The organism is Paenibacillus sp. MAH-35, from assembly GCF_058135425.1.
Genome location: NZ_JBYUPU010000078.1, coordinates 1 through 13,487, shown reverse-complemented (window position 1 = coordinate 13,487; position 13,487 = coordinate 1). Strand labels below are relative to the sequence as shown.

8 protein-coding genes and 3 pseudogenes are annotated in these 13,487 nt (G+C 49.7%); 3 read left to right on the top strand and 8 right to left on the bottom strand.

From position 1 onward, the window contains the following. Positions 1 to 474 precede the first annotated feature (474 nt). The 3 genes and pseudogenes from AC3Y2E_RS34195 to AC3Y2E_RS34185 all read right to left on the bottom strand — a co-directional run. Positions 475 to 601 (bottom strand): annotated as a pseudogene (locus AC3Y2E_RS34195) (IS1595 family transposase); the annotation flags it as partial. A gap of 181 nt (positions 602 to 782) precedes the next feature. Continuing rightward, positions 783 to 1,376, bottom strand: a complete 594-nt coding sequence (locus AC3Y2E_RS34190) for a TetR/AcrR family transcriptional regulator (RefSeq protein ID WP_379217839.1) — start codon at positions 1,374 to 1,376, stop codon at positions 783 to 785. 145 nt (positions 1,377 to 1,521) lie between these two features. Then, positions 1,522 to 2,370: pseudogene (locus tag AC3Y2E_RS34185) on the bottom strand (substrate-binding domain-containing protein). A gap of 138 nt (positions 2,371 to 2,508) precedes the next feature. Here AC3Y2E_RS34185 and AC3Y2E_RS34180 point away from each other — a divergent pair. Beyond that, a pseudogene (locus AC3Y2E_RS34180) lies at positions 2,509 to 3,006 on the top strand (alpha/beta hydrolase family protein); the annotation flags it as partial. Positions 3,007 to 3,160: 154 nt separating this feature from the next. Here AC3Y2E_RS34180 and AC3Y2E_RS34175 read toward each other — a convergent pair. After that, complete coding sequence (locus AC3Y2E_RS34175; protein WP_379217844.1) at positions 3,161 to 4,021, bottom strand: LysR family transcriptional regulator; 861 nt, start codon at positions 4,019 to 4,021, stop codon at positions 3,161 to 3,163. 337 nt (positions 4,022 to 4,358) lie between these two features. On the opposite strand from AC3Y2E_RS34175, the gene AC3Y2E_RS34170 reads away from it, so the two are divergent. Together AC3Y2E_RS34170 and AC3Y2E_RS34165 are read left to right on the top strand one after the other, a co-directional pair. Further along, a complete protein-coding gene (locus AC3Y2E_RS34170; protein WP_379217837.1) occupies positions 4,359 to 5,918 on the top strand; it encodes an MFS transporter in 1,560 nt (519 codons plus the stop codon). A gap of 200 nt (positions 5,919 to 6,118) precedes the next feature. Continuing rightward, on the top strand, positions 6,119 to 6,679 hold the full coding sequence (locus AC3Y2E_RS34165) for an NAD(P)H-dependent oxidoreductase (RefSeq protein ID WP_379217834.1): 561 nt from the start codon (positions 6,119 to 6,121) through the stop codon (positions 6,677 to 6,679). A 59-nt stretch (positions 6,680 to 6,738) separates the two neighbouring features. On the opposite strand, the gene AC3Y2E_RS34160 is transcribed toward AC3Y2E_RS34165, so the two are convergent. The 4 genes from AC3Y2E_RS34160 to AC3Y2E_RS34145 all read right to left on the bottom strand — a co-directional run bounded on the left by AC3Y2E_RS34160 (position 6,739) and on the right by AC3Y2E_RS34145 (position 13,395). Further along, entirely contained in the window at positions 6,739 to 7,092 is a 354-nt protein-coding gene (locus AC3Y2E_RS34160) for a winged helix-turn-helix transcriptional regulator (protein WP_379217842.1), read from the bottom strand. Between the two features lie 918 nt (positions 7,093 to 8,010). Further along, positions 8,011 to 9,342, bottom strand: a complete 1,332-nt coding sequence (locus AC3Y2E_RS34155) for an ABC transporter substrate-binding protein (RefSeq protein WP_379217832.1) — start codon at positions 9,340 to 9,342, stop codon at positions 8,011 to 8,013. Positions 9,343 to 9,367: 25 nt separating this feature from the next. Beyond that, entirely contained in the window at positions 9,368 to 11,662 is a 2,295-nt protein-coding gene (locus tag AC3Y2E_RS34150) for an FIMAH domain-containing protein (RefSeq protein ID WP_379217830.1), read from the bottom strand. A gap of 1,091 nt (positions 11,663 to 12,753) precedes the next feature. Further along, a complete protein-coding gene (locus AC3Y2E_RS34145; protein ID WP_379217828.1) occupies positions 12,754 to 13,395 on the bottom strand; it encodes an HD domain-containing protein in 642 nt (213 codons plus the stop codon). Positions 13,396 to 13,487: the final 92 nt, after the last annotated feature.

The window sequence follows — 13,487 nt, the reverse complement described above, 5'->3', positions numbered from 1 at the left end:
CTACAGAGGAGCAACTCAACATTAACTGGATATTATGGTTACGGTACTGGTATGCGCATTCAAAAATATACATGACAAACAAGCCTCGAAACAGGCTTCAAATAAAATTATCTGATCATCTCGCTAAAGAATAGGTTATTGAGGGGTTAGAAGCGCAACAAGAAAGAAGGCGGTGAACCCCTCGCCTCTGGAAGTTGCGGCGATTAAGCGACAGCAAAATCCATTTAAGTAGGACGGAGGCGCTTCGCGTCGAGACCATGATAGGCTTTGACGTGACGTTTGAGATGCATCATTGTAGGTGATCCGGTCTCTTTGATCGGATTTAACTCTTTGACTTTTATGCTGAAACCCTTCTTTCACCCGCGCTCGATAGGAACCATATTTACGTCGCTGCTGATCGTGCTTCCTGCTTCAATCGCGAATTTGACCTGGGTCGTTCCTTTGACGTCCGTAATGATAGTCCGATGAGCACTTTGTCTTTTTAGTGCCGCGTCCACGCTTTCCGCCTTCTGTTGGCGCGCTCAAGAATGCATCACCGGACGATCCAAACGAGCGTAAACTGGGCGTCGCGTTTACCCATCGCTTTGCTAATATTATGCAAAAAGTAGCCACTCGGGTGTTCTTCAGTGACCACCTACCAACAGTACCTTACGGGATTACGCTAAAAAAGAAGACATCTATTACGATTTTCTCGGAAAGACGTCTTCTTTTTCAGCCGATGAGCGTGCAGTTCTTCGACGGCCTCGGCCAATGCAACAGATGTTTCGGAATAAACGGTTGAATTAACGTAAGCTGGCGAGCTTTAGATAACGGGCAATGTTTTCAAAACCGTACCGAATATGCCTATTGTTTCCTTCCAGCTTGCTAAGCATAATTCCGCCTTCCAATGCGGATATTAGAAATGAAGCTGCTGAATCGATATCCAGATCGGATCGGAATTCCTCGTTATGGATTCCTTGTCGCAATAAATCCTGGACTATTCCGTAAAAGTCTCGGAACGTAGCCTGGGCCTTCTCACGCAGCAAGAGATGTCCGTCATCGTGTTCCACCGCCGTATTGAGCATGGGACAACCTCCGATAAAGGGAGGATGATCGACGACGTCGGCATAAATTTCAAACAAAGCGAGTAGCTTGTCCGTCGCCGATTGTTTGGCGGCCATCGCTTGCATAAATTTCTCTTTGACCACGTTTGCCGCATAATCGTAAGCTAGCAACGCGATTTCGTCCTTGCTTGCAAAATGACGATAGAGACCGCCGCGCTTGATTCCTGTAATTTCAGTAATATCATTAAGAGACACGCCGTTGTAACCTTGTCGGTTGAACAGCATTGCCGATTTTTGAATGATCTGTTCCTTTGTCAGTTCGCCTTTTCTCATTCTCTCCGACTCAACCTCCATGCAACGAAAATGCAGAAAGTTCCTTTTGCCATTTACGTGCGTATTTTAAGTCATCTGGATCAGGCAATCTCTATTATACTGATTGACGATTGCATTGAAATTATGTTGATTGCATCGATAGCTCCTACCTAGCAAGAACCTCTCTAGCCGTTTCAATGTAAAATAAAATGATTGGCGAAAGCCACTTGTCTGTATGCCACAGCATCTGTGTATACACGTGCAGGTCCGGAATTTGCCATGGAAGAGCAACAAGTTCGCCCAATGTAACTTCGGCTTTCGCTACTATTTCAGGTAGAAAGGCAATGCCGATCCCCGCCATTGCACATTGCTTAATGGCTTCAGCATTTTGAAACTCCAGATACGTGATGCTATCAACGCCCTCTCTTTCAAATCCCCGGTCAAACATGGTTCGATAGGTACAACCTCTTTCATTGTTAGGAATACTTCTCCGTGAAAATCCTCCAGTTGCAGATCTGTTCGTTGCGTGAGTGGATGGTCTGGGGCGGCGAACAAACGGAAAGTTTCTTCCAGCAACGGAACCACTGCTAGTCCGCTTGAGCGAATGGGTTCATCCGACATAAAAACGACATCCGCGGCTCCTTCAAAGAAGGATGGCTTCAGTTGCTGAATGGGAACGGAGCGAAAGATGAGACGCGCCCCCGGATTTAGCGAACGAAATAGGCGAAAGACAACCGGAAGCCGATAAGATCAAAGAACCTCGTTGGCACTTATCGTCAGGGTGCCAATTAGATTTCATTGTCATGAACGATGCTGCGAGCTTCGTCCAATTTACCTAGGACGCTTTAGGTATAAGTCAAAAAGCGTTTACCCGTAGCCGTGATAACCAACTGTTTGCCCAAACTTTTATTTGCATCGTGACGTTGGAGGGGACGTAGATCAGCACTTCCGCAGCCCGATTGAAAAGTAATGTTGATTCAACCGTTCGGAACGTATTCAGTTGGCGGAATTCCATCATACCAACCCCATTTACTTTCAACATTATTGTATGTGACTTTGAGGTTCTTTCACTTTTATTGATAATATCACAGATCTATACTTGTAACCAGAAGTACATGTATATGTGAAATTTCATTTGAAAGGATTGACAGTACGAATTGCGCCTATTGCCGGAGTTGCTAAGACTCGGCCCCAAACGTATGTGCTCCTAGAAGGAATAAAAGCACCGCTCATGGCTGCAGTCCGATTCGATTCAAGCAAACTAAATCAGTTGACTTCTGCTGACATGCGCACTGTTGGCCGTGTTTATGCTGGATGGGACTTATCGCAGGCGTTTTACAGAGAGCAACTTTATCTCGAGCTTAAATATAGCTCATTGGAAGATTTTATGATTGGAGTCTGGGAAGATACGTTTATTAAGAATAGATCCACACAATGCCCTTGCCATGTTATTAACAGGCCAGTTTGCGGATATTAGCGCGAACCCTGGAGATTTCGAAAATGCGCTCAAAATCATTAAAGCTCTTGCCTGCGTCATGCCAGGGAGCACAGATCTGATCTCTTCGGCACGGCGGACGATAATGAATACGAGGCTATGTTTATACCTAATGCTGTTTTTATCCTATCAAGTCGAACTAATAGAGAAATATGAAATAACAACCCTGCCCGATCTAATGATGAGGTCGCCAACACTGCTGGCAGACCTCCCAACTACGTCATAAAGCATTAGAACAATAGTGCCAGTAAGCATAATAGCGTTTTCAGTTTGATGCCTTATTTCCCCCGAATAATGGGGTCATTACAAATTACAAGCCTTCCTCCTTAACAAGATCGGCAAATGCTTTGTAAGCATAACTCATATATCTTTCTCTTCTTCTGATAAGACCTGTTTCAATAAATCGATAAGATTCGGGTATAGGATACACATATAGATCTTCATATGGTCCTTTTAAAACCGATTTGGGTAAAATGGTGGAAGTCAACCCAGCTCTCACACTGCTTAAAATCGTTTCTAATGAACTAATCTCAATAAAGTTCTTCAGTGCAATTCCCTGATTATTCAACCATTGTTCCAATTTCGTTCTGAAAGGACAGCCTCTTGGAGAAATCGCCCACTTTTGCTCTGTTAGAGCTGAGACATCTACCGCCCTGCCAGATAATAATACAATTTCATCCGTTAATAAATAATCGATAGCGAAATTTGTAATAGTCAGCTCACCTGTTACAAAAGCAGCATCTAATTCAAAGTTATTTACCTTCTTCAATAATTCAATAGGTTTGCCTGTTTCTAAACGAAGAGTTACTTGTTCATATCGAGACTGATAAGAAGCAATAAGATTCATAAAATTTCCACACGTAATCGTTTCAACAACACCTATTTTCAATGTTCCGCTCGGTTCATCGTGATCTTGAAGCACTTTAATCGACTCATCTGCCATTTGCAAAATGGACTCGGCATACTTACGGAAAATCGCGCCTTTTTCTGTAATCTGAACTCCTTTAGGTTTTCTATAGAAAAGAAGGACTCCTAACTCATCCTCTAGTTTTCGCAACCTTGCAGTTACATTGGACTGAACATAATCCAATCGATCTGCAGCTGCAGAAATGCTTCCTTCTTCAGCAATAGCTTGAAATAACTTCAGGTCGCTTAGTTCCAAGCATTCCACCCCCATCAGAAAAAATGATGTTAACATCATCATCAATCATTATACTTTACAATGCAGTGAATGTATACTCGACGTAGACAATATAGTATCTTCTCGGAATTCTAACCGGGTTGAAGAGGTTAGGAGCGATTTATAAGTTAGGCTACCGTTCGGGCAAATCGAGAACTTCAATATGCCCCACTCTTCTTTCTTGTTCACATACGAGGCGTCCATGTGCTAGCAGAAGTTGTGTTGGCAGAGAATTCCGTCACCCATGGCTTAGCAACTACTTATACTTAAGCTTTGAAGACCAGAAGGAGTGATTCTCTTGGCAAATTCATGTACCACTGAAGGGACTGTGGAGCGAGTGCTTCAGTCCGCGAAGTTCGCCGGCCCGCGCGAATGGGCTGGACTTGCGCTTCTCTCCCTACCAACCATCTTACTCGGGCTCGACCTGACGCTGCTGCATCTGGCGTTGCCCGCACTTGCAGTCGATCTGCGGCCGACAAGCGCACAGGCCCTGTGGATCGTGGACGCATACGGCTTTATGATCGCCGGCTTCCTCATCACGATGGGAACGCTGGGTGATCGCATCGGGCGTCGCAAGCTGCTGATGATCGGGGCGGCAGCCTTTGGAATCGCTTCTATATTCGCGGCTTATTCGACCAACGCCTCCATGCTTATCGCCGCTCGTGCGACCCTTGGTGTGGCGGGTGCAACCCTGATGCCATCTACGCTCGCACTTATCAGCAACATGTTCGTCAACCGTCACCAGCGCGCGCTGGCGATTGGGGTTTGGGCGACCATGTTCGCGCTCGGCATGGCGGCTGGCCCGGTTGTGGGCGGTTTATTGCTAGAACATTACTGGTGGGGTTCTGCCTTTCTTGTTGCGGTGCCGATGGCCGGAATCTTACTTGTAGCCGCACCATTTCTCCTTCCGGAATACCAGGCGCCACAGGACGGGCGGTTGGACATCCTAAGCGTCGCTCTTTCGCTCTTATCCCTGCTGCCTATCATATACGGCATCAAACAGGTCGCCAAATATGGTTTCGATACCGGAACGGCGCTTGCGATTGCTGGTGGTCTTGCCTTCGTGGTCTTGTTCGTTCGGCGACAGCGCCGACTGGAAAGTCCTCTCATAGACTTGGATCTTTTTACTAGCAAAGTGTTCAGCGTCGCTTTGGTCGTACTCCTAGTTGGCCTCATCGGCGTCGGCGGAACGATGCTGCTGGTCACTCAGTACCTACAACTGGTCGCTAGCCTACCGCCGACGGTAGCGGGGCTCTGGATGGGGCCGCCGGCGCTCGCTATGCTGGCCGCTGGCATCGCGGCACCGCTGATATCGCGGCGTATCCGGCCCGGCTATGTGATCGCGGGTGCGCTCGGACTGTCGGTTATCGGCTACTTGATGCTCGCACGCCTCGAAAACGAGCCATCTGGCATTGCTCTGGTTACCGCTGCGTTTTCAATCGTCTATCTTGGTCTTGGCACGATCGCTGCACTAGGCACGGATCTGGTGGTAGGCGCCGCGCCAGCGGAGAAGGCAGGATCAGCCTCGGCCATGTCCGAGACTGTGCAGGAACTCGGTCTAGCAGTTGGCATTGCTGTGCTGGGCAGCCTCACGACCGCCATTTATCGCAGCCGGATGTTCGACCGGATACCCGATACGCTGTCTCAGGATGTCCACAAAGCTGTCGGAGACAGCCTTGCGGGGGCAGCCTCGGTAGCGCAAGAACTGCCTCCCGGATTGTTAGAGGAGGCGCAGGCAGCCTTCACGGCGGGATTCAATGTAGCAGCGGCAACGAGCGCAGTCAGCATCGCGATCCTCTCTATACTCGCAGCCGTTATCTTACGCCATATTGGAACTGACGGCGGTAATGCCGACGGCGATGAAGCTGTTGAATCCAAGCTAAACTGAGTCGTAGCATGCTGACGAAACGACATTAAGAGGTGCTGAAGGCTGGACGTACAACAAGAAATGGCGGCTATCCGTAATTATAGGATAGCCGCCTTAGGCGTTAATACTTACCTTCATGACAGTACTTGTAAAAAATGTGCGTACTTACGCGCAAAGCATGAAGCTCGTATACTCAAGATGAAAAGAAGGAGGAGAGTACTTTGAAAACATTGGTTATCGTCACGCACCCGAATATCGAATCCTCAGTCATTCATAAGCGATGGGCAAAGGAATTAATGCTGCACCCTGCAAAGTATACCGTTCACGAGCTGCACCAAGCTTACCCTGACGGAAACCTTGATGTGGAGCGTGAGCAGATGCTGGTGGAATCGCACGGCAATCTGGTGCTTCAATTCCCGATTTATTGGTTTAGTTGCCCTCCATTGGTTAAGAAATGGCTCGACGAAGTACTAACGTACGGCTGGGCTTACGGTTCGAACGGGGATAAAATGAGGAACCGCAAAGTCGCGTTGGGCGTATCGACCGGAGTTAAGAAAGAAGACTACAGCGAAGTGGGGAAATACCTTCCGCTTACGCAAATATTGGTCCCGTTCCAACTCACCTTCGAGAAATACTGCAAAGCGGATTATCGTTCGTTCTTTGCCTTCTATGGGACCGAAAGTGAACCCGGCGAACTGCTGCCTGGTATCCAAAACGAGACATCAGAAAACGCAGTAGACAAAAGCGCGATCGAATACTTGAGCTTTCTAGATAAGCTCTAAGAAAAATATCTCCCGTGTCTTGATCGATACGGGAGATGTTTCGTCTATATCGTTATCGCTTACGATTTGCCCGAATCCTCGGTCCTGTTTTGCTCCCCCCAATTGCACATCAAGTTCAACACCGGCAAGAGTGAAATGCCGCGTTCAGACAGGAAATACTCCACCTTGGGAGGAATTTGCGGAAACTCTTGACGTATGATTAGTCCGTCCCTCTCCATTTCTTTCAACATGAGACTAAGCGTCTTGAAGGTAATGGTCCCGATGCACCGCTGCAATTCATTAAATCGCATCACCTTACGTTCTGATAGCCAATACATAATTATCATTTTATACTTGCCGCCTATTAGAGAGAGCGTATATCCGAATCCAGTATCCAAAAGCTTCACTCCGGGCGGTACACATGTATATCGAATAAAAGCGCCTCCTTATGATAAATGACTGATGGATTAATGACTTGACTTTGTGCCGGATGGCGACACTTCAATCCGATAGGAGCCGCTTTTCTCCCCGGCTGCCGCATCACCTGATTAATCGCTCAAAACTCCTGATCCTTCTCCGTAAGAGAGCATTCCTCGCTGACAGGAACAGTGGCAAACACTTCCGGGAGAACGATCCGGCACTGCTCCCCCCATTCCACTAGTTTGCGAAGCCCTTCGACTTCGGACAGTCGCCTCTTCGCAATGGCATGAATAATTTCCGGTTAAGGCAAGAACGTAACTTCGCTCAGCAACTTGAGGATCTTTCATCCGATCCCCTACGGCGTACGCCCCTTCAGTTATTCCGATAAAATCCGAACAAACATTTTTTATCCGGAATCCGTGAAATGCCTGTTACTATGGGCAGCTTGGAGTGTCAGCCGAAAATTCGGAATGTGCAGCCAAACGGTTTTCAATTTGCGTATGAGATAAGAGCAAGCCCACAAGCGCAAGACCGGAATGGGCCGTAAGCTGCCCCAGCGATTGATCCAGTTGGAAACGTACAGGACTCACGGTGCACCTCCGGGGTGAGGTTCGGAAATACCAGAAAATCTTGCCTTTCCTCTATTTTACTCCACCTCAAGGCCATTTTCTAATAGTATTATATCAGCAGTTTCACGGATTCAGGAGATTGAAAACCAGGAGAATAAGGTACTTAACTAAAAAAGCCCCTCATCGTCAGACGAAGGGGCTCTTGGGCTCTTGGGCTCTTGGGCTCTTGGGCTCTTGGCCATATATATGCGACAAGTAATTCGGAGCGACCATATCGACCCCGAACAGCTGCGACATGGCCCTTCGTTACTTGTGATTCCGTAGATCCCGTTATGTCTGAAGGTAAATGATTCGATTCGGGAGCTACTGTCCACTCGATTTCAAATTCGCAATTTCCTTCTCGGCCATCTCCGCTGCGGTCCGCAAAGCGGTGTTTACATCCAATTGGCTTTTGCCGAGCTGGTACCAAGTTTTTTCCAGCTGGTTGTTAGTGATCGCTTGGTAAGGCGATTGCTGGAAAGGCGCAGCGGGTTTGTTTCTCGTCAGCGATTTCAGATTTTTCCCTTGCAGGTGCGGATTCTCCAGACCAAAGGCGTCTTTGACCTCTTGTGTCTTCACGACCGGCAAACCGAGTGCCTGCCTGGAAATGCTCACCTGGTACTCGTCGCTTGTCATATAGGCGATGGCCTCGAAGGCGTCGTCCTTATGCTTGCTGACGCTAGCGACATAAGCGAGCGTCAGCATCGCTTGCGAGCCTACTCCGCGAAGATTGTCGAATTCCGGCAGCGACACCATATCCCAGTTCACGTCCTGCTTCGTAGTCGGGATCGTATATGCGTACATCGCGGCGACTTTATTAACCAGGAAAGCGTTGCTGACCCCGCGGAAGTTCGTCTCCACAAAAGCATTTCCGGGAATTTCATAGAACCGGTTAATGTTCCGCACGAACTGCCCCCAGCGGTCATCGCTATATAACAATGGCTTATCCGTCTTCGGATCGGCAAAGCCAAGCGACATTTGGTTCATCCAGGCAATACTGTACGATTGAGTAATGAAGCCTCGGTACTGCGTTTCCCCGTCCTTCCGGGTCATCGTCTTGGCCAACTCGTACGTTTCGTCCCAGGTCATGCCGTCCTTCGGATACGGCACGCCGAACTTATCGAACAAGTCCTTGTTGTACATGAGGGACAAAACGTTCATTTTGAACGGCAAAGCGTACAGGCCGCCCTTTGAAAGCGCTCTTACAGCATCCACGGCGCTTGGCTCCAATCGGGACAAATCAAAGTTGTGTTTCTTGATCAATTCGGTCATATCGTATTCGAATTTAAAAGGCGTGATCAGCCGGTAATGATTCGTATCTGCGTTGAGAATCACGTCGATCGGCTCTTGTGCCGCGAGCAGATTGGCGAGATGGCCTGCCGGATTCGTATCCGGGGATTGCACGTAATTGACCGTAATGTGTGGAAATTTCTTCTGTATGGCATTTCCGTATTGCGCCATCCAGTCTTCCTTTAACTCTCCCGAGTTTGGATTGTAAAAGGTAAGCGTAACCGGTTGTTTCGGTTTGTCAACTTCCGGCTTTGCCGAATCGATATTTTTTGCTGCATCGCCATCTCCTCCCGTGCCGCACGCGCCTAGTACGAGAGCAAGCGACAAGAAAGGCAGTACGGCCTTTGACACTCTTTTATCGTCCATTTCTTCCACCCTTTTTATTAAAGTTTCAACTCTCAGGCGTACCTTGAATGAGTTCGACGATATCGATCAACCCTGCCTCAAGTCCGCAGCCTACCGGCTCGCTTGCCCATTTGCCGCCCTGCTTGAGTGCATCGACCGCCTTGTTCAAAAAGTGTACGGATTGATCCCGGCGCCCGGCTTTCCAATGATGGACAGCCTGCCGTACATCGTTGCTGGTCTGCTTGTAGAGCGGTTGCCCTAGACTTCCATCCGCAGTTGCAGCTTCGATCCGTTCCATTATATAGGCCAGCGCAAGATCGGGGTTCGTGTACCGCCACAGCTCATGCCTTTTGCCTTCGATACCCGAGCGCATGTACAGATTGCCGTTCCGGTCTGCAGTCAGATAGGAAAACTGGCGAGTGTTGTCCAAAATCAAAGCTTGCTTCGTCTTGCCGTCGATTCGGAAAAATTGGCCGCGCGCCGTTCCGTATACGTTACCGTCCTTTCCGGAAGCCATGAACGCATCCGTCCATACAGTGCCCGTATAGCGGATCGGCAAAACCTCGTGCGTTTCCGTTACCATCCGGGAAGCGGTATTAAAAATAAACAGTACCCCTTCGCCAAACCCCCAGATGTTGCCGTCGGGACCGACGATCAACGATGTTACAGCCTCGTTCCCGGGCACGGGGACGATTTCCAGCTCCTTCTGTCCGGTGGCCGCATCCCATACGAACATCTTTCCTTCAGTCGCCGTCGGAGCCGGCGCACCGTAAGCGCCCCAGATCGATGTACCCCCATACACTTTGCCGTCCTTGTAAGCTAGCGTGATAATGCTTTGATCCAGAACCAGATTGCGGTAAGTTTGCAGCGCCTTCGTTGCCAGATCGTAGACAATGAACGCTCCGCCCAGTTGGCCGTATTGAGGCACAGTACCCATAAACAGCTTGCCTAGCTCCTGTACTCCTACCATGCCGAACGGACGATCCTGCAAGCTGTCGGCAGGCAGCTTCGCGATTTCGGCAGGATTGCCGGTTCCAGTCGGCCGCGAAGTATCGAACATCGCCAGCCTCGCTTGCGGGTATATTCCAAAGTAAAGGACATCTCCGATAGCCGTTATACCTTCGGCTTGACTGATTCCGAGCGTGACCGGTTCCATGACGCTGGTTGCCGGATTATAGATGCCAACACCACCCTGTATTCCGGAGCTGTACACCTTCCCGTCCGGTCCTACCCCAATGGAACGAATCTCGATTGGCTGACCCGGCACGTCGATCGGTTGACCTTGTTGCTTCGCCGCCGCGAAATCGTACGTTACCGCGGCATTGTAGCCCGCCCAGGAAGACAACGTGTAGACCGGCGCTTGTGGTGTTCCGGTTTGGATAATTCTGGCGGATTTCCAGCCGTTATATTTGCCGAACCGGAACACGGGTGTGGTCTGCTTCGTGGCAAATTCGTACGCGTGCACGAATGCGTCCCCCGGGGTAAAGAAATACGCCTTCGTTCCGTCCGGAGATGGAATAACATCGGTCGATACGCCTGTACGCGTATATTCAATCGCCTTCGTTAGCTTATCCATCACGATGAGTTTGGATGACTTGTTCAGTTGGATGAACAGTTTGCCTCCGATCAGATTGATACTGTTCGGGTATTCCTCGACTGACAAAGACCCGGGCATCCAATTGGCGGACACCGCTCCGGTCGCTGGATCGAATTCGACCAGCCTATTGCTTGTTCCCGTTCCGACGTAAAACAGCCCGCGTTCGGCATCGTAAGCGGTCGCCTTAATATATTTCTCACCCGGCACAAGCGTGCCATAGCTGCGATAGACTCCGGTAGCGGGGTCATACTCGAACATTTTGCCGCCCGGATAAGTGCCACCATACAGCTTGCCGCCTGGACCGTTCGTCAGGCCGTAAATATACGTCTCGCCCGCGACCGGTTTGCCGAGCGATTCTAATTCGGCGCTTCCCGGCATGTAACGGAACAATTCTGCAGAGCCGGTTGTCCCAATGTATACGTTCCCGTCAGCACCAGTTGTCATGGACGGAGCGCTGGAAGTCCCGGGGATTTCAATTATTTTGTCCACCTGAAGCGTAAGCGCATGCACGGAGACGAATTGAGCCGGAGAGCCGTTCACGGAGGCGCTGATATAAGGAGTCCCGTCTGGGCCGTCGAATGGCGCGCCTCCTACGCCAACTACCCGCTTGAGCGGCGTTCCGAGCATTTCGTAAGCGCCGGAAGCAGCATCTTGTGCGTCGACCAGCTTCGGCCCCATCGCTGTCGTACTGTGTGCCAGCATGCAAACCAACAGGCAGTTGCCCATTACTTTGGAAAGTTTCATTGTGGAAGTTCTCCATTCCCTTCATGATTATGGTCACCAAAAAACGAAACAGGCCTTTAAAGCTTCATCCCCTTTTTAAAGTCGTTCGGCCGAATCGTGCATCGCAGCATTCTCGTCTTCCCGTCCGAAATATAAGGCCGCCCTTCGCGGTCCTCGGCTAGAAAGCGCGCTCCGTCTTCGACAAGTGTCTCTTTCAGTATCTTTTATTGGTTGGTAACGGAATAGGCTCCTTCCCAGCACGGTTCTGTAATGCTCGCCGTCTCTGTCGAATCGCAGTGAGGCGTTTCTCCGCGATTGCTCACCGTAACGGAGCTCAGGGAACAAGTGGCTAAGTGAACATAGCACCTGTCGGATCGAAGGCGAATACTATCCTTCCACCATGTCACACAGCGAGCCGTCCGTTCCGATCGTCAATTCCGTAATCGCTTTCAATCCGGGACTTGCAGCAGAATCCTCTTCGCTTCCTCTGTGAACTCATCGAAGACGAGCGGCAATTCCGCATCTGTACGGGCAGGTTCGTCCCTCTGTACAGCTTGCCGCTGTAATGAACAATTGTAACAATGCAGAGATCTGGGAGCGGGTTGCGACATACTTTGTGCTTACCGGTCTGCGGCTCGTAGGCCAATTGACGCGAATTGCTTCCACCCCGGGTCGTCGTCTAAGACTGCGCCGGGTCGTATTCGAACAGCTTGTCGTGTCGATATACGCTGAAGTGCATTATACCACCGGCCATAACGATATCCGTCTACCCGACTCTTTTATACTCGGTAAAAAATCTGGTAGACGGATCGAATATGGTGGGACCTCTGACCAGAAGCTTACCAGTGTAAATTTGCCCTTCCGATCCCACGCAAAGCCGGGTTTGCCTATCCGGCAGCCTGCCTCGATCAGCGTCCGCCCGGGGAACGACGATTGAGCCGCCATCCGGCGGGACTGTATTCGTAAATACCGCTCCCAGGTACGTCCCCCGAACACCGTGTCATCTCCTACTCGAACCAGAGAATAACCGGACATCGCTACGGGAGTCGGCTTCAAGGAATATCCTGTTAGTTATTTTTGCTGCGGTAGTTTTTTTATTTGGCTTTAATAACTCAAAGCTTCTTGTCGTGTGGCTTCCATGGAAAATGATCGCATGCATTCGGATGCACATCGTCGTGAACATGTTCATTGACAATCTCCGCTAAAAAAGTCAAATAAGCGGTATGCGGCTTGCGGCGGAGCACTTCCGCGAGCGCTGCCGTGAAAGCCTGTTCTATGCCGAGCTGCGGGACGGCCTCGTATACTTCCTCCATAAAAGAAGGCGGCAACGTATCGTCTAGAATAAATCCGGCATCCCTGAACGTGCCGAAATGAAGCAAAGCCACTTCCGGCTCTTTACGTGCTGCAATTTCTATACTCGTATGGAGGGCGATCGCATCCCAAGCGATTGATATTTTCTCAGCCGGATATTGATGTTTGGTCAAAAAGTCGGCAGCGGCATCCGCGCCGTCGATCTCGAACCTCGCCTCCCCGATAAAACGTTCGACCACGCCGAGGTCATGCATGATGGCGGATAGATACAGCAACTCCGCGTCGTATTTTTTGTTCATCCGATTTCCGATCGACGCGCCAAACAAGTAGCTTCGAAGCACATGATTAAAGATGGGAGCTGGGGATACTTCTCGAACTAGCTCGGTCGCTTCTTTCGACAGTTTCGTGTCAGGCAAAACAATTCCCGCAATTTCTTTGATCATGACCTACACCTCACAATCCCGATATTTTTAGATATCGCTCGGTTTTTGATACCGTTCGATATCAAAATCCTAACAAAGCTCTTTTGCTCCGT

What these genes read in the sequence shown, in the direction of transcription:
- AC3Y2E_RS34155 (WP_379217832.1), bottom strand. Translation starts at nt 9,342, where the DNA reads ATGGACGATAAAAGAGTGTCAAAGGCCGTACTGCCTTTCTTGTCGCTT.
- AC3Y2E_RS34150 (WP_379217830.1), bottom strand. Translation starts at nt 11,662, where the DNA reads ATGAAACTTTCCAAAGTAATGGGCAACTGCCTGTTGGTTTGCATGCTG.
- AC3Y2E_RS34190 (WP_379217839.1), bottom strand. Translation starts at nt 1,376, where the DNA reads ATGAGAAAAGGCGAACTGACAAAGGAACAGATCATTCAAAAATCGGCA.
- AC3Y2E_RS34145 (WP_379217828.1), bottom strand. Translation starts at nt 13,395, where the DNA reads ATGATCAAAGAAATTGCGGGAATTGTTTTGCCTGACACGAAACTGTCG.